This window comes from Paenibacillus sp. JJ-100 (genome assembly GCF_948329825.1).
In the GTDB taxonomy this organism is placed as follows: domain Bacteria; phylum Bacillota; class Bacilli; order Paenibacillales; family Paenibacillaceae; genus Paenibacillus.
The window spans coordinates 296,067-313,378 of the sequence record NZ_CAOJCM010000002.1 but is presented as its reverse complement, the minus strand read 5'-3'; the positions used below and the strand labels follow the sequence as shown (position 1 = coordinate 313,378).

The window sequence follows — 17,312 nt, the reverse complement described above, 5'->3', positions numbered from 1 at the left end:
TGGATCGAAGGAGAAGCACCTAATGGATTTCCCCAAATTTGATTCTACTTTCGAACATGGTATGATGCTAATAGGTTTGAAGAGTAGTAAATATATGTAATATTGGATATGGAATTTAATACAAGTGAGGTTATATGCTTTGAAAAAACTGAATTATATGTACATGTTTATTTTTCTTAGTGCGGTTACAGGTGTAACGCTTGTTTTACACTATGCAGCAGCGGATTGGCTGAACCAAACATATTTCAACTTTCTGATCTGGAATCTGTTTTTGGGGTGGATCCCATTCCTGTTCTCATCGATAACGTATGGTTTAAGTCGATTGAAGTGGAAAGGAGCCTTGTTGCTCGCCATACCTAGTGCAATGATGTGGTTGTTATTTTTTCCAAACTCTTCTTATATCATTACCGATTTGCTTCATTTAACGACAAGAAGTTCAAGATATTTCTCTCAAAACACTACGGAGTATAAGTACTGGTATGATCTGATGGTAGTGTTAATGTTTGTTTGGGCAGGACTATTGGTCGGATTCGTATCAATGTATCAAATACAGCAAGTGATCTATGAACGGTGGGGACGGGCGTTATCATGGATTTTTGTAATTGGTGGAACAGCACTTGCAAGTTATGGTGTTTTGCTTGGGCGTGTGTATCGATTAAATAGCTGGGATGCATTTACTAATAGTGATCTGTTAATCAGTTTAATGCAAGAAAGTGTAAGGCGCCCCTCTTTGGCTTTCTGTGTGTTTTTTGGAACTTTTCTTCTGACAGTCTATCTCACGTTCTATTATTTACTGAATGCGAGAGGGGTTACTCCGCGGAATACGGAATCTTTTGATAAACAAATGTAGCTGGGGCTTCAATATCTATTACCATGGAATACAGGTGGCGTAGCCTTAACTAATGCCCTGAAAGTATGAGTTAAGGCTACGAGGAATGGTGAGATCAGAGTTTGGAATAAAAGTGAAAATGAAAGAGAACCTAGTCGCCGATCCGAGTCAGTTTCCACAGTTCAGGCGCAATTAATCTAGGGAATACATCAATCGGGGGTTTTTCCTTTTTGCGTTTATCATTGGTCAGTACAGTCACCAGCTCAAGCTCAGGAACAACATATACATATTGGCCTCCAAATCCTCGGGCATAGTAGTATTTCAGTGGCTTGTGACTTGCTGAATCGGTAGACGGAGATGCCGAGTCTGCATCCGGATTCTGACCTCCATATTTATCCACCCACCAGTGCCAACCGTAACTTCCGTGGTTCGGAGGACTGACTGTAATAAACGGCTCTGTGGAACGTTGGACAAGTTGACTAGATATGAGCTGTTTGCCTTCCCATACCCCTTCCTGGAGATAGAGATAACCGAATTTCAATAAGTCAGCTGGCAGTAATCGAAGTCCGAATCCACCCGTGTGTACACCTTGTGGATCTTGCTCCCATTCATAGTCGTGAATGTCCAGTGGACCAAATAAATGACGCTCCGCATAAGCTGCGACACTCATGTCTGTATGCTGCATCAAGATAGCCGATAGAATCTGGGATACTCCCGAATTGTATTCCATGTGTGTTCCGGGTTCATGACGCAAGCGCTGCTCCAGTGCAAAGTTGACCCAGTGATCTGTTCGTGTCATACGCGGAAACGAATTCTGACCTCCGAATTCATCCCAATTAAACCCCGCAGTCATGGTAAGCAGTTGCTCCAGTGTTATTGCTGGTTTACGAGGATCGGGATCCGATGCGAGGTGTGGAAAAAAAGTCGATATAGGCGTACTTGAATCGGGTAGGAGCCCTTGATCCATGGCCATACAAATGAGCGCAGAGATGATGCTCTTGGTACAGGAATTGATTTTAGCTATATGTGTCTCGGCCTGTGCATCTCGATAATGCTTGTACATGATGTCTCCACGTACACTGACCAGACAACTTCTAAGATCAAGCGGCGGGATGAAATGTTCTAATGTATGGTGAAGGTTTGAGAAGTTCATAGTGTCCTTTCTGTGCTTGTCCATATATTTTGGTGTGTGTTATCAAAATCATTGCCCATTATGTTAGCATATTCATCTGCACAGCTCAACAAACGAGGACTTCGCTGTTAATGGTTGCATAGGAGGTGATATTTTGTACAAAATCGGTAATCAAGGAACATTCAAAACGATACCTGATCAAGCGCTTGCAATCTATCAAGGGAATGTTGCCAGCGTAGAAACATGGATAGAGCAGGGGATCGACATGGAAGAAAAAATAGTGTTGAGTAAACATATTATGTTAAGCCCGCTTGATCTGGCCCTGATCTGTAATCAGCCAAAGGTGGTCAGACTGCTCGTGGAACGAGGAGTTGAACTTAATGGCAAAGACAACCCCGCTATACTTTATGCTGCCCGCTACTGTGGAGCTGATATGATTCGTTATTTGGTTGAGCATGGAGCCCAATTAGATGGATTAAGTCGTTTGAAATCCAGTGCGTATGATGAAGCGTATTACGGAAACAAAAAGAATATTGCGGTGTTGCACGAGCTAGGGCTGGACATTCGAAAATATGGTGGGAAAACGTTAAGGAAAGCAGTAGCGGATCATGATATGAAGATGATTCAATTCTTGCTGGACAAGGGTGTGAACATCAACTACAACGAACCGGATATGGTATATCCGTACCAAGCAACACCACTCACCGTCGCAGTGCGACTGAATAACATGCGTATGGTCCAATACTTGGTTGAACAAGGTGCGGATGTGACATTAAAGGAGAACGACGGAGAGAGGGCGTATACCATAGCGGTCAGTCAGAAAAATACGGAAATGGCTGATTATCTGCGAGCACAGGAGCCTGAAGCGTTTCATAATTTAAGTAATAAGCTATATGCGTTAAAATCATACAAGCTTCCAAAAACATTAATCCATTTTCTAACCGAAGGTTCGCTTAAAATTGAATTGCCGAGCCGACCGGCGGGTGCTCAATATATTGAATTCTTTTCGCTGATTGATACGATCGAGATGAAGATGGGGAGACAGAAGTTGCTGCGTCTATCTTGTGAGTTGGATCAGTACTCTCATATCCAGATCGTATGGAATCCAAGCAAAAAGAGGATAGGTTATGTCGACGTCGAACATCAGGAACACGGCATATTAGGTACGTTTGAACAATTTATGAGTCAACCTGAGATTTACATCGATCAGCTTCTGAATTAGATCAGATGGTTTTGTCATTTATAGAACCTCATGCATATATCGCCGTGGCGAAATGCGTGAGGTTTATTCAGGTTTTCTCACAGAGATGCCTAAATAGGAAAAATATCTCATGAAATATGAACTATACTAGTGCGAATGGAGGTTAGAAATGGTAAAATAGCAGTGCTTATGTGCGAAAATGAGCGATAGTTGACGAATATAATACGACGTGATGATTTTTTGGTGATAGTAAGAAAACTGCTGAATCCAGTATTTTAATCTGAAGTGAGGAATAGAACTATGGCTATAATTGATGTAATCAAGTATGATGGTTCGCCTGATGTATTTGCCTGGAAACACCCGGAAAGTGAGCTAGGAACATGGACTCAGTTGATCGTAAATCAGTCTCAAGAAGCTATCCTTTTCAAGGATGGAAGAGCCCTTGACCTGTTCGGGCCTGGGAGACATACATTAAGCACTGCAAACATCCCGATTTTGAACCGACTTATTAACCTCCCATTCGGCGGAAAGTCTCCATTTGCTGCAGAAGTATGGTATGTCAATCAAGTAAGTGCAATGGACGTCAAGTGGGGAACCGCGAATCCGATTCAGATTCAGGACCCGAAATATAATATTATCGTTCCTGTGAGAGCCTTTGGACAGATGGGCCTAAAAATTGCGGACTCTAGAAAATTTCTAATTAAATTAGTAGGAACCCTTCCGGAGTTTAATCAGGTCAATATGGTAAATTATTTCCGTGGATTAATCATTATGAATATTAACTCTATGCTATCTTCCTATTTAATACATAGAAAAGTAAGCGTGTTAGAGATCAATGCGTATATCGCTGAAATATCCCAACATTTTGCAGACACCATCGCTTCTACGTTCGAAGAATTTGGAATCGAACTCATTAATCTGTACATACACAATGTCAATCTTCCGGAAGAAGATCCATCCGTCATCCGATTAAGAGAAGCACTTGCTCGCAAAGCAGAGATGGATATCATTGGATACACGTATCAGCAGGAACGTTCATTCGACACTCTTGAGGGTGCAGCCAAAAATGAAGGAAGCATGCAATCCGATATTATGGGCGCAGGTCTTGGTATGGGCATGGGGGTTGGTCTAGGGGGTTCGTTCAGCAGCGGGATGTCGCAGATCTCCCAAGTGATGTCTACAACCGAGACCCCATCTGTCCGTCTATGTGAGCATTGCCATCATCCGAATCAGGAACAGAGTTCCTTTTGCAGCAAATGTGGGAAGTCATTAGGTGGAAAAACAGTAACGACGGCATGTAATAAATGTGGACATACGATGCAAAAAGGCACCAGGTTCTGCCCGAATTGTGGTGATAAGTATCATGCGTGTCCTTCATGTGGAGCCGATAATGCGGAGAATGCGTCCGTATGCATGGTATGTAATGAACCACTGCCGAGACCGTGTGCAGAGTGCAATCATATGAACTTACCTAACACGAAGTTTTGCGGTAACTGCGGCACAGCTCTTACGTTAAAATGCAGTCAGTGCCAACATGAAGTAAAACCGGGGCAGAAGTTCTGTCTGGATTGCGGAAACAATCTGCAAGAAGGAGGACAATAATTCGTGATTATGAAACGAAGCAATCTTCTTATTGCAGATATAATCTATGTCGTGTGTTTGGTCATCAGCTCGATGATTTCTTTTACGGTGTATAGTGACGGCTATCAATCCATCGCCTTCTGGATCAGCCTTATTGCGACTTATGTAGCGATTACGAGTCTGTGGATCTTTGTACGTTATGTCATGCGAAATATGGAACGCTTTAAACAATTTGTTCCGGGTTACACTGCAATTGGAGTCATCTTAGCCATATATTTGCTATGTGTGATTTTCTATGCGCTTTTTGTAGGTTTTGCTGATCATGTATTACGCTGGTTTATTTTGTTACATGCAGTAACGGCGGCTTTGACTTTTATGTTGTGTGCTATCGTATGGATCTATATTCGGTCGGCAAGACAGCATGAAACCAGTCAACAATTGAACGCAGCCGGTCTGTACTCCATTCAGAAAGCTTTACAACAATTGCTAAATAGTTTGGGGAACCAGTCCATTCAGGAGAGGAAATCCGTTGAATCCATTATTGAGCTGGTAAAGTATAGTGATCCGGTTATTCCAGCTTCAATGGAATATACAGATCATCAGATTTTGATTGAGATTGAATTGTTGAACGATGAGGTGCAATCACAGTTTGCTGCTGGAGAGCATCTAAATAAAGAACGTTTGGCTGCGCAAATATCTAGCATAAAATCTCGTCTATTAGAGAGAAATCAACAAATTCTTGCGATGAAATCTTGAACTGATTAGGGGGAGAAAAGTGAAACGTTTTTTTGGGATTATTTTAATCATCATTTCATCTATAACGATTTTAATGTCAATATTAATGATATCTGAGGGTACTGATTTAGCTGTTTTTAGTGTCGTGGTATTTTTTATCCCCGGTCTTGTTGTGTTTGTTACCGGAATAAAAATGTGTGCTCGCCCTAAACCTCGTCCAGAATTGGATCGATATTATCAACATTATGATCAAGATGAAGAATATTACGAGTACGAGTATGAGGATGATTATGATGACGAGCCACAGGAACCGATCTCGGTTAATTGCTCGGGTTGCGGGGCCAAAGTTAAGGTATATCCTAATTTGGCTTCCGATTGTGAGTATTGCGGGACAACGATGAGAATCTCGTAGTTGTGGGTATGCCGCCAAGTGCAGCCATTCTCCACAATGATGTAAACCACTTAGAAGGTGTTTATTTGGGGGAGACAACATGGTAAGAAAGTTTTTTGGACTGATATTTTTGATTTACGCAATCGGAATGCCTATTGCCTTTTTTAATGCGGGTAATCACAAACAGATCAAAAGTGATCCGATTACATTTATAGGGCTCGTCATCTTAGAGTTTGTTTTTATATTCTTTGCAAATAAATTACTCAGGAAAAAGAAGGTTTCTCAACAAAAGTATTACGGAGGGTACTCACGAATTGATTTAGGTGAGGAGCTTGGTCATGCAGATGACTACTCAAATGACTTCTCCAATAACTATTCTAATGATTACCCGAGTACAAGTAACTACTCGAATTACAGCAGTAACACAGTGGTCTATACAAATAATAATTCAGTCAGTTATACAGAGATTAATATTAACAATAATACCTATCATGAGGAAGAGCCTGACAAAAAGGCTGAAGCAAAGGTTGAAGAGCCACCAAGAAAAGTGACAATGACTTGTCCGGGGTGTGGAGCAAAAGTAAATTTGTACCGGAATCAGTTCACGGATTGTGATTACTGCGGTACGACAGTCGAGTCTTAATCCATGGTATGTTACACATTAATAACTGTAACAGTCTGATAATCTTTTTATTCAAATGAAGAACAAGACTCCTTTGCGGATCGCAACATTCCGTATGAAGGAACGGGTACAGTATTATCTCCTCAAGTCTAAGCATACATTACAACAACGAGATGTTTACCTAAGGAGGAGAATTAAACTGATGATGAATCCGTTCCTGCAAGCTCCAAACGTTCCGCTTGCTGCAGATTCGAATGCTGTGGTGAATTACAGGAGAGACGAGAACAACTTCGTAACACAGCTATTTGGAGAGCAGCTGCCAACCATTAAGAATGGATTTTTTAATGTATACCTGAGCAAAGGCATTATTGTGCAGCCCCATTGGCACACCAATGTTACAGAAACGGTTGTGGTGATCAGCGGTGAGATTACAGCATCGGTATTCAATCCATTCACACGTGAACGAATCACATATCGGCTGAAACCCGGACAGGTGGTTGTTTTTCCTAAAGGCTGGTTCCACTGGTTTGTTGCGGAGACTGATGGTGTTTATGTGCTCACTATATTTGATCAACCGACACCGGATATTGTATTTGGAGCAGATTTCCTGGCAGTGACACCTCCGGAGGTGGCTCACCGCGCTTACTGCTTGGATGAAGAAGCCTATGCCAGAGCGGTTGCTTCTATCCAAAATGATAAGATCCTAGGCCCGAATATTGGATGTGATTCCTCCGTTTCTGACGCCTCCACTCAAGCTTCCAAGAGCTAACTTCATCACTCCGTAAATCTGTATCAACTCTAAAGTTCCGATACTTTATCGTAATTCAAACCGGACTAGAAAACCTGTATCTGAAGTATTTTGGTTACAGGTTTTTTTTATCTGCCTTTGCGTACACCCGATCTACCTCCTCTCTGTTACTATAGAAGTATCACAAGAAGAATGGGGGATATGATTCATGACTATAACAGAAGAAAACTGGTTGGAAGTAGCAATGAGTTATGCACCGATCCTCATGTTTGATCAAAATGAACCATTTTATCCGGATCTCGTTGGTGTATCTCTGCTTGATCATCCTGGACCGTCCCCATCCTTTCGAAGAGAGATAATCTTTCCTTCTGAGATGGTACAGTATGTTATTGAGTATGCGATTTGGTGGGATTATGAGATTGGACATCTTTATGAAATGGAGCATGTATGGGTATATGTGGGACACGATGGGGAGGTTGTGGACTGTGAAGCCAGCTTTCATGGCAGGGTATTGAGAGGGATGTTAAAAGAAAGGGTTAATCTGGTTGGAGAGCATGTATGTCTATACTCACAGCCTGGCAAACACGCTTTCTCGCCGCTACCAGTTGTGTTTGAGTTGTTACCGAATTTGTATAGTGCAACAGGAGTCGAAGCGGGCTGTGACGGCTTGCTTGTAAATGAAATGTTTGCGCCTTTTTTCCAGACAAGCGAACAGATCGATGCACGGGTTAAGAGATATTTGCAAACCAAGGCGTTTGTACCATCGATGCAGTTTGAAGAGTACTTGCTTCAACCAGAGATGTTTATGACATGGGACAAGCTCTTTGAGCTTATTCCACAACGAATTAAAGATCGATTGAAAGAGCTGGAGCAAATGGAGGAATCTTAAACTCTAAAACACATGTAGTCAGTGGTGAGTGATCGATTTGTCAATAGGAAGCGAAAATACCAACAGCCTCAAGGGACTTCAAGGCACCCTGAGGCTATTTATCATGTTTCAGACAACGTGTTATCCTTTGAAAATAAGTTCCATGAAGCGATTGGCTGCAGAAGAGATAGGCATGTTCCTTTTGGTCATAATCCCGACATGAGAAGGGGGAAGAGGAACATCTAGTTGTATTTCGAAAAGGGAACCTTCTTCTAGTTCTTTGGAAATAAATTCGCGCGTGACATACGAGATGCCCAGACCACGACGAGCAAATTCAATGAGCAGATCAACACTGCCGACTTCAATCTCTGGTTTTAACGTGTAATTATAACTGTTGAATAGTTCTGTAATTGCCATCCGTACCCGGCTGTTCCGGGAGAACAGAATGAGTTTGTGTTCAAGCAGCATCTCAAGGGTGAGCACTTTTCCTTTTAGTTGGGCATACCGTTCACCAGCAACAAAACAATCCTTCAGCTGAATGCTCTCCCGCACTTCCAATTGCGGATCAACGATGGGCATGCGAACAACCCCGAGATCAATTTTGCCTTCCTTCAGAAACGTAATGACCTCTGGTGTCGTTCCATGGCTTAGATGCAATTTGATGTGAGGGTACTGATTATGAAACTCCTCTAAATACGATAACATGTAGTGTTTGAATAGGGAGTCGCTACCACCGATGCGGAGTTCCCCGTTGTCCAGATTTTTCAGTGCAGCCATCTTTTCCTCTGCGAGGGATATCAAAATCTGGGATTGTTCAATATAGGAATACAGACTGGCGCCTTCCTGAGTCAACGAGACTCCTTTGGAATTTCGATAAAACAGGGTGAGACCAAAATTATCTTCCAACTGTTTAATGGCATGGCTGACGCTTGGTTGTGTGATGTAAAGGGCTTTGGCGGCTTGAGTCAGGCTGCCTGTTTTGGCGGCCCAATAAAAGACTTTATATAGTTCATAATTTGTTGTCATAGATATCGTCTATAGCTCCTGTGAAATATATTAATTACTTGTATAGCTATAAAACGTATTATAGTGTAACTACAACAAAGAAACCAGAGTTACTTGGAAGGAGCATGGAAAGATGGAACCAACAACGATTGTTTTATTTGGTGCTACTGGTGATTTAGCTAAAAGAAAAATATATCCAGCCCTATATAATTTATATATTGAGCAAAAGCTTCCACAAACTTTCTCCCTGATCGGCATGGGCCGCAGAGAGTGGTCGGATGAATTTTTCCAAGCACAAGTGGAAAAATCTTTACATGAGTTTTCCAGACGTCAAGGAGACCATGAATCCGTTAAATCATTTGTAAAAGCTTTCCGCTATAGTGTATTGAATATCACACATAAGGAAGATTATATAAAGTTGCTGCAGTTGGTGGAACAAAGAGAGGCTGAACTGGGCATTCCATCCAATCGTTTGTTCTACCTCTCCGTTGGTCCAGAATTCTTCGAACCTATTGCCGAGAATATCCAGGCGAGTGGACTAGGCACTACACAAGGGTGGAAACGTCTTGTCATCGAGAAACCGTTTGGTCATGATTTACAATCTGCCCGTGATCTTAACCGCAAACTGAGTGAGTCGTTCACAGAGGAAGAGATCTATCGCATAGACCATTACCTGGGCAAACCAATGGTGCAGAAGCTGGAGACGCTTCATCAGAGCAACCCGATTATGAAGGCTCTCTGGAACAACCGTTACATCTCTAATGTGCAAATTACGGCGAATGAGACTGTTGGCGTCGAAGAGCGCGCATCCTATTATGATCATGTAGGTGCTGTGCGTGATATGTTTCAGAATCATATGCTGCAATTGCTTATGATGATGGCGATTCAGCTTCCATATAACAGCACTTCCGAAAATGTGGGACAGAAGAAAAAACACATTATGGAATCTATTCAGCCATTGCAAAAGCAGACTGTTGGTGCAAGTATTATTCGCGGACAGTATGCTGCAGGTAGCATTCAAGGAAAACCGGTGCACGCCTATAGAGATGAACCTGGCGTTGCTGAGAACACCATGAATGACACGTTTATTGCTGCCAAGCTGCAAATTGATGATTTTTTCTGGAGAGGTGTTCCGTTTTACATCCGTACGGGTAAAAGAATGAAGGAGAAATCCACAAGAATCGTGATTGAGTTCAAAGAACCTTCAGGGCAGGGGAACTTGATCAAGAACAACGGTTCGAAGCCAAACTTGCTTGTCATTGAAATGAGCCCAGATCAAACGATGACACTGCAGCTGAACGCGAGTGATCCTGATAACAAAGGTGAATTCAAACCGGTTCATATTGATCTTGCTCCAAATCAGGGAGATCTGGCAGAGGCTTATGAGAACTTGATTCGCGATGCGTTGCATGGTGATCCAACATTCTTTGCACACTGGGATGAAGTTGAGTTATCCTGGGCTTGGGTGCAGCCAATCTTGGATGCATTTAATGAAAATCTGCTGCCTCTTCACTTATACCCTGCAGGAAGCTATGGACCAGCGGAGTCGGATGCCATGCTTGAAGCGGAAGGTCACCACTGGTGGTTTGATGAGCCATTGGACCAATCTTCCGAGATTTCTAGTGATGTTCCATTAGCCGTTAATGGCAACATGTGAAAATAAAAAAAATTCAGGAGGTTATTTAATCATGAAATTTTTTATTGATACAGCTAACGTGGAAGACATTCAGAAAGCATATAAAATTGGGGTATTATCTGGGGTAACAACAAACCCTTCTCTGGTAGCTAAAGAAGGCGTGAAGTTTGAAGACCGCATTGAAGAAATTCTTCGTCTTGTGCCTGATGTGGAGTCTGTGTCCGCAGAAGTTACACCAGACGCGCTGACTGCTGAAGAAATGATTGCACAAGCAAATGAATTGATTAAAATCAACAACAACGACAAAAACATCACCATTAAACTGCCAATGACACTGGCAGGTCTGGAAGCTTGCCGTTATTTGACTAAAAAAGGTGTTAAAACAAACGTTACACTGATCTTCACTGTGAATCAGGCTTTGCTTGCAGCTCGTGCTGGAGCAACCTATGTATCTCCGTTCCTTGGACGCTTGGACGATATCTCAGAGGATGGTGTACAATTGGTATCCAAAGTAGCTGAGTTGTTCCGCATACATCAACTGGATGCTCAGATCATTGCTGCATCTGTAAGACATCCGGATCACGTTACACGTGTAGCTATGGCTGGGGCACATATCGCAACAGTACCATTTGCTGTGATCGAACAAATTTCCAAACACCCGTTAACAGATCAAGGGATGGAAAAATTCGCTGCTGATTGGAAGAAAACGGTGCAATAAGCAGCTGTATATTTAGATATAAATAAGAAGTAAACATAATTTATGACGTAATGGAGGACAAAATGAGTAAACAGCAAATTGGTGTTATTGGACTAGCAGTAATGGGGAAAAATCTGGCTTTTAATATTGAGAGCAAGGGCTTCTCGGTGTCGGTATTTAACCGTTCACCTGAAAAAACACATGATCTTCTGAAAGAAGCAGAGGGTAAAAACCTCATTGGTACGTTTTCTATTGAAGAATTCGTAGCGTCACTGGAATCCCCGCGCAAAATTCTGATCATGGTACAAGCAGGTAAAGCAACTGACGCAACGATTGAGCAATTGCTTCCTCATCTGGATCAAGGTGATATCATCATCGATGGTGGTAATGCATACTTCCCTGATACACAGCGTCGTAGCAAGGAGCTGGAAGCCAAAGGTTTCCGCTTCATTGGAGCAGGTGTATCCGGTGGCGAAGAAGGTGCTCTGAAAGGTCCAGCGATTATGCCTGGTGGTCAGAAAAGTGCATATGAGTTGGTTGAACCAATTCTGACGGCGATTTCTGCCAAAGTTGGCGATGATGCGTGCAGTACGTATATCGGACCTGACGGTGCGGGGCATTACGTGAAAATGGTGCATAATGGTATCGAATACGGGGATATGCAGTTGATTGGTGAAGCGTACCACTTGCTCAAATCCGTATTGAACGTATCTGTAGAAGAACTACATGAAATCTTCTCAGATTGGAATAAAGGGGAACTCGACAGTTATCTGATCGAGATCACGGCAGACATCTTCTCTAAGTATGATCCAGAAACAGGTAAACCGATGGTTGATGTGATTCTGGATGCTGCTGGACAAAAAGGAACAGGTAAATGGACAAGTCAAAGCGCACTGGATCTCGGCGTACCATTGTCCATGATTACGGAATCGGTATTCTCCCGTTTCTTGTCTGCCATGAAAGAGGAACGTATCGCTGCAAGTAAAATCCTGAACGGACCTAAAACAGAAGCATTCTCGGGTGACAAAAAAGCGTTCATTGAGAATGTTCGCAAAGCGCTGTTCGCAAGTAAAATCGTATCCTACGCTCAAGGCTTCGCGCAGATGCGTGCCGCATCTGACGAATATGGCTGGGATCTGAAATACGGTAACATTGCGATGATCTTCCGTGGTGGTTGCATTATCCGCTCACAGTTCCTGCAAAACATCAAGGAAGCATACGACAAAGATGCAGAATTGAAAAACCTGCTGCTTGATCCATACTTCCAAAACATCGTGGAATCCTACCAGGATGCATGGCGTGAAGTGGTAGCTGCTGCGGTGAAACAAGGTATTCCGGTACCAGGCTTCTCCAGCGCGTTGTCCTACTACGACAGCTATCGCACAGAGCGTTTGCCAGCAAACTTGCTGCAAGCACAACGTGACTACTTTGGTGCACACACGTTCCAACGTGTAGACAAAGAAGGTTCATTCCACTTCCAATGGATGGAGAACAATGAGTAATTAAGAAAGAAATAAGACACCTCTGTAACCTATTCCTTGAATACACTCAAGGAATAAGTACAGGGGTGTTTTCGATTTTGTTTATAGATTATATGCTTTTTTTGTGAGGAAACGAAGTAACGGGTCTTCAACTAATTAATTTAAAATTAAATATCATCAAATTGTTATAAAATGGACGTATCTGAAGCCCACAAAAGATGCTGGGTTCCCTGGATTTACGTTATACTAATTCAGACGGATTTGAATCCGTTAAAATTGCAGTACATAACTTTTTGAAGGTGGGGTTAAGCTAGGCATGTTTGTATTCATAGGGATCCTGTTTTTGCTTGTATATGGACTATTAGTATTCTACATAGGCTGGAGTGGTTGGAGCTGGATGAAGCCCGTTGTGGCGGCCAGATTTCGCTGGTTATATATTGTTGCCCTTGTATTTCTGGCTGTTTCCTTTATTTTGGCGCGAATGTTTGGCAGTATATCGTTTCTCGGTGTCATCGGATCCTACTGGCTAGCAGTGTTTTCTCTATTATTGCTCATATTGCCAGTTGTACACCTGACGCTGTGGTTGTTGCGCTTGACCCGCATTCCTAGACATCACGCCCACAAATGGGCGGGTGTAGTTACACTAGTGGTGCTCATATCTACAATGGGATATGGAATTTTTAATGCGTATAGTCCAGTAGTCAGACAATATAACATCCAGATTGATAAAAAAGTAGAAGGGATTGACAAACTGAACATTGTCATGGCTGCGGATATGCATTTCGGACTCTTGTCTGGACCGAACCATGCCGAACGTATGGTAGCGGAGATTAATGCCCTCAAGCCGGATCTTGTTTTATATCCCGGTGACCTGATTGATGACAATCTGGCCATGTATGAAGAGAGCGGTATTGCGGATATTATCCGTGAAATCAAAGCTACTTATGGCGTATATGCTTCACTAGGTAACCATGACAAGTTTGATGGACCTGTCGAGGAGATCATTGCTGCATTGGAGAAAAGTAATATGCAGGTGCTGTATGATGACCAAATTGAGCTAGATAACAAAATCACCTTGATCGGACGTAAGGATCGGACGGAAAAGGATCGGGCAGATGTATCCACGCTAATGCAAAATGCCGATCTGAGTAAGCCGGTGATTATGATGGATCATCAACCGTATGATCTGGATATTGCGGAGCAGAACAAAGTCGATTTGGTCGTATCTGGTCATACCCATCGGGGTCAGATTGCGCCTGCTCAGTTTATCACGCAAGCCATCTATGAGAATGATTGGGGCTACCTTCAGAAGGGCTCGATGCATTCCATTGTTACTTCAGGTTTCGGTTTCTGGGGACCGCCAATCCGGACAAGTAGCCGTTCCGAGATTGTACAGATTATCGTAACCTTTGAACAATAAAACAGTCCCTTCAGGAGAGAAGAGACTCACTCATAAGCTATAAGCTATCTTTGAGGTACACAATATGAAGAAAAGCTCCCATCTAACACAGGTTTGCAAGCAAACCTGTTGTTAGGAAGGGGGCTTTTTTGTTTGGCTCAGATGGTTAGAAAAACTGGGGATCTAGCCACGTAAATTTTCATTTAATTCCGTACGCCGTTTGCTGAGAAAGCTTCGAATGAATAGAATGCACCCTTTTTGTTGATCTTACCAATCAGTGTAGCGGCACCTTTTTTCTTGAAAGTGTATTCATTATCTTTGATATCCACGCTATATCCTTTTAGTTGAAGACCGAATATAGATTTAACTTTAGGTGCTGCAACAGAGAGAGCTTTGCTTTTAGTCAGTTTTGGTTTGGCAAAAGACTTTTTGAAATCCACATCATTGTTCCAGTCCTTACCAAGCTCGTTAGCAACTTTCCATACTTTCCCGCTTTTGCTTCCTATAAGTACATAATTCAGATCGCTGTCATCTTGATATTTCCATAGTGTGTCTTTGTCTTTTTGAGTAAGATTTGCATAGTCAAAAGATTTCAATTCTGAAATACCTAGTGTTTTAAGGGAGTTACGGGCTTTATTGGTCAGCGCCGCCTGAGTGTCCTTTATTTTGTATTGAATACTTGCAGATATTTGGTTGTTACGATCTACATCAATGTATAGACTTTGTTTAGGACCCCAGATGACCCAATAGTTCTTGAGTCCACCGTCGTTCACGTCTTGTTTTACCCGCCAAAAAGCTTCAGTTTCGAATTTGTTGTCTTTATCAAAAGATTTCAGAAAAGAGTCTACTTTCTTGCTCAAAGCTTGACCCATGATCTTATCAAGATCATCGGCTTTGTAAGAGATCATTGTGGAAGTAACTATGCCCTTTTTGGAATCATAGTGTAGACTGACATCAGCCTCCGCAGTGCCTGTCAACGTAGCATTAATTATCCAATTATCATCAAAGGCGGTATCTGCAGAAGTGAATTGAATGGTTTGTTTCCCAGCAACCGCTGTGATGGCATCAGTTAATTTTTTCGTTACTTTTTGATCAAGGTTCAGTGTGTTTTGCACCTCTTGAACCGTAGAAGATGAGGGTGATGCTGCCAAAACAGCAGGTGCTGAGGATAACAATAGTGTCATGGATGTGATCGCTGCGGTCATAGAAAAAAATTTTTTCAAGGTAATTCCTCCTGTTAAGTAAGTGTAAATATAAACCATAAGATTGACTGTTATTACTATTAACGTGGATAAAAACGGGAATGTTGCACAAAGTTATAAAAAAGGTCGTGTAAAAAGAATGACTCATTCATAGATGAAATGATATACTGTGTTGGAATCAGGGAGGAATAACGATGAAAAAACCGATTATTGCCGTGGATATGGATGACACGATCTGTCATCTGGTTAAGCGCGCTATTTATTATAACAATATAAATTTCCCGACCCATCCGCTTCAATATGAAGATATGGTGCACTGGGACACAAGGCATTTGCGTCACCCAGACTGTACACATGAGGTGTTTTACGGGCGACCAGGTCTGTTTGAGGAACTTGAGCTTTATGATGAATATGTTGTAGAAGAGTTACGGAAGCTGAATGAAGTTTATGATCTTATCATAGTCACGGCAGCAGAGCCGAGCACCGTCATGGAGAAATGGAACTGGTTGCAGATGCACGTGCCTTTCATTACAATAGAACAGTTTATTACGTGCAAACGTAAACAGCTGCTGACCTTCGATCTTTTGATTGATGATGGTCCGCATAATCTGATTCCCGCTTTGGAGAGTGGGCGAAAAGTAATCTGCATCCCGCATCCGTGGAACAGACAACAGCTTGAGCAATACGATATCCCTCAAATGTCTTCTTGGAAAAATGCGAAGGCCATTATTGATAAAATTTTACAACGTGCTGCTGTAAGAAGTTGACGTTGCTAAAAATAGTCACGATGATCCAGAGTCTCATGCTCTGGATTTTTTGCGATAGGCCAAAGGGGTCTCGCCTGTTATTTTTCTGAAGGCGGCATGGAAAGAATCCATGTCCCGGTAGCCGACCATTTCTGCAATTATACTCACTTTGTGACCAGAATGTTTTAACAGTTCACGACTTGTTCGAATACGCAGATGTTGTAAATATGACCCGAATGTCTGTCCTGTATGACGCACAAACATCCTTCCAATCTGCTTTTCACTCCACCTGGACATCTGCACCAAGTCCTTCATATAAATGCGTTCGGCGATATGCTGCTGGAGATAGTTAAGGATGACTTCAAAGTCGGGCGGAATTTGCTGGTTGTACGGTGAGTCCTGGCGAATCTCCTGTTGAAGCCGTCTGTATGTTGAGATAATTAATTGGATAACCAGTGTGTCCAAGAGGGTAAGAGAACCTAGTCCGGGAACAGAGAATTCACGGTATAACTGTACCATCAACTCTTCTATTCTACTGGAAGGGTCTGTAATCGAGATATAAGGTTGTCGATTTTGCTCCAAATCGATCAGATGTTGCACGATTTCTTCTTCCCGAAGAATGCTCTTCAGGTTGTGTATTAAATCTGCATCAAACAAGCAATTGTAGATAATTAGAGGTGCTTTCGTTGCATTAGTGGTCGCAGGACGAAAGACATGAGGAATGCCGATTGGAATAACAAATAACATGCCCTTGTTTACAGGCACAATATCTTCGCCTATGTGGTGAAAACCTCTGCCTTCAGCAACGTAACTGTATTCAATGAAATCATGGGTATGAAGAGGCAGTACAAAGTCTTCCGCGCAACGATTGACGAACAGCTGCCGCGTATGACTGAGAAAGGATTGGCTTTTAAAATGTTCCACTGACATATTCATCAACAGATCCTCCTTGCACAGATGGCTGTAATGGCTGATGAAAAAGTCCGTTTTACCGGATATTTCATGCCCTGGAATCGATATAATTATATCGTAACCCGCC

At 42.3% G+C, this 17,312-nt stretch carries 17 protein-coding genes; 13 read left to right on the top strand and 4 right to left on the bottom strand.

From position 1 onward, the window contains the following. Nucleotides 1–139 precede the first annotated feature (139 nt). Nucleotides 140–850, top strand: coding sequence for a DUF1361 domain-containing protein (locus PQG66_RS08010; protein WP_272037089.1), 711 nt, complete (start codon nt 140–142; stop codon nt 848–850). A gap of 130 nt (nt 851–980) precedes the next feature. Here the strand turns inward: PQG66_RS08010 and PQG66_RS08005 are convergent, their stop codons facing one another. Then, nucleotides 981–2,006, bottom strand: coding sequence for a serine hydrolase domain-containing protein (locus PQG66_RS08005; RefSeq protein ID WP_334220764.1), 1,026 nt, complete (start codon nt 2,004–2,006; stop codon nt 981–983). A gap of 109 nt (nt 2,007–2,115) precedes the next feature. Between PQG66_RS08005 and PQG66_RS08000 the strand changes: the two genes are divergently transcribed. From PQG66_RS08000 to PQG66_RS07970, 7 genes are all read left to right on the top strand, one after another. After that, on the top strand, nt 2,116–3,183 hold the full coding sequence (locus PQG66_RS08000) for an ankyrin repeat domain-containing protein (RefSeq protein WP_272037087.1): 1,068 nt from the start codon (nt 2,116–2,118) through the stop codon (nt 3,181–3,183). Between the two features lie 279 nt (nt 3,184–3,462). Beyond that, complete coding sequence (locus tag PQG66_RS07995; RefSeq protein ID WP_272037081.1) at nt 3,463–4,764, top strand: SPFH domain-containing protein; 1,302 nt, start codon at nt 3,463–3,465, stop codon at nt 4,762–4,764. Nucleotides 4,765–4,767: 3 nt separating this feature from the next. Further along, nucleotides 4,768–5,499, top strand: a complete 732-nt coding sequence (locus PQG66_RS07990; protein WP_272037079.1) for a hypothetical protein — start codon at nt 4,768–4,770, stop codon at nt 5,497–5,499. Between the two features lie 19 nt (nt 5,500–5,518). Next, nucleotides 5,519–5,890 carry a hypothetical protein gene (locus PQG66_RS07985; RefSeq protein ID WP_272037077.1) on the top strand — a complete coding sequence of 124 codons (372 nt, stop codon included), beginning with the start codon at nt 5,519–5,521 and terminating at the stop codon, nt 5,888–5,890. Between the two features lie 79 nt (nt 5,891–5,969). Then, nucleotides 5,970–6,512 (top strand): hypothetical protein, encoded by a 543-nt coding sequence (locus tag PQG66_RS07980; RefSeq protein WP_272037075.1) that lies wholly within the window; start codon nt 5,970–5,972, stop codon nt 6,510–6,512. A 181-nt stretch (nt 6,513–6,693) separates the two neighbouring features. Then, nucleotides 6,694–7,260 carry a cupin domain-containing protein gene (locus PQG66_RS07975; RefSeq protein WP_272037073.1) on the top strand — a complete coding sequence of 189 codons (567 nt, stop codon included), beginning with the start codon at nt 6,694–6,696 and terminating at the stop codon, nt 7,258–7,260. Nucleotides 7,261–7,447: 187 nt separating this feature from the next. Beyond that, nucleotides 7,448–8,128 (top strand): hypothetical protein, encoded by a 681-nt coding sequence (locus tag PQG66_RS07970; protein ID WP_272037072.1) that lies wholly within the window; start codon nt 7,448–7,450, stop codon nt 8,126–8,128. 120 nt (nt 8,129–8,248) lie between these two features. On the opposite strand, the gene PQG66_RS07965 is transcribed toward PQG66_RS07970, so the two are convergent. Further along, complete coding sequence (locus tag PQG66_RS07965) at nt 8,249–9,133, bottom strand: LysR family transcriptional regulator (protein WP_272037066.1); 885 nt, start codon at nt 9,131–9,133, stop codon at nt 8,249–8,251. Nucleotides 9,134–9,245: 112 nt separating this feature from the next. Here PQG66_RS07965 and zwf point away from each other — a divergent pair, with 112 nt between their 5' ends. From zwf to PQG66_RS07945, 4 genes are all read left to right on the top strand, one after another. Further along, nucleotides 9,246–10,769 (top strand): glucose-6-phosphate dehydrogenase, encoded by a 1,524-nt coding sequence (gene zwf / locus PQG66_RS07960; protein WP_272037064.1) that lies wholly within the window; start codon nt 9,246–9,248, stop codon nt 10,767–10,769. Between the two features lie 31 nt (nt 10,770–10,800). After that, nucleotides 10,801–11,466, top strand: a complete 666-nt coding sequence (fsa, locus tag PQG66_RS07955) for a fructose-6-phosphate aldolase (RefSeq protein ID WP_272037062.1) — start codon at nt 10,801–10,803, stop codon at nt 11,464–11,466. A gap of 62 nt (nt 11,467–11,528) precedes the next feature. Next, nucleotides 11,529–12,947 (top strand): NADP-dependent phosphogluconate dehydrogenase, encoded by a 1,419-nt coding sequence (gene gndA, locus PQG66_RS07950; RefSeq protein ID WP_272037060.1) that lies wholly within the window; start codon nt 11,529–11,531, stop codon nt 12,945–12,947. Nucleotides 12,948–13,242: 295 nt separating this feature from the next. After that, on the top strand, nt 13,243–14,346 hold the full coding sequence (locus tag PQG66_RS07945) for a metallophosphoesterase (RefSeq protein ID WP_272037058.1): 1,104 nt from the start codon (nt 13,243–13,245) through the stop codon (nt 14,344–14,346). A 182-nt stretch (nt 14,347–14,528) separates the two neighbouring features. Here PQG66_RS07945 and PQG66_RS07940 read toward each other — a convergent pair whose 3' ends face one another. Next, the gene (locus PQG66_RS07940) at nt 14,529–15,548 is read right to left on the bottom strand and encodes a hypothetical protein (protein ID WP_272037056.1); all 1,020 of its coding nucleotides are present in this window, start codon (nt 15,546–15,548) and stop codon (nt 14,529–14,531) included. 173 nt (nt 15,549–15,721) lie between these two features. Between PQG66_RS07940 and PQG66_RS07935 the strand changes: the two genes are divergently transcribed. After that, nucleotides 15,722–16,294 (top strand): 5' nucleotidase, NT5C type, encoded by a 573-nt coding sequence (locus PQG66_RS07935; protein ID WP_272037054.1) that lies wholly within the window; start codon nt 15,722–15,724, stop codon nt 16,292–16,294. Nucleotides 16,295–16,327: 33 nt separating this feature from the next. On the opposite strand, the gene PQG66_RS07930 is transcribed toward PQG66_RS07935, so the two are convergent. Then, nucleotides 16,328–17,209, bottom strand: a complete 882-nt coding sequence (locus tag PQG66_RS07930) for an AraC family transcriptional regulator (RefSeq protein ID WP_272037052.1) — start codon at nt 17,207–17,209, stop codon at nt 16,328–16,330. Between the last annotated feature and the right edge of the window lie 103 nt (nt 17,210–17,312).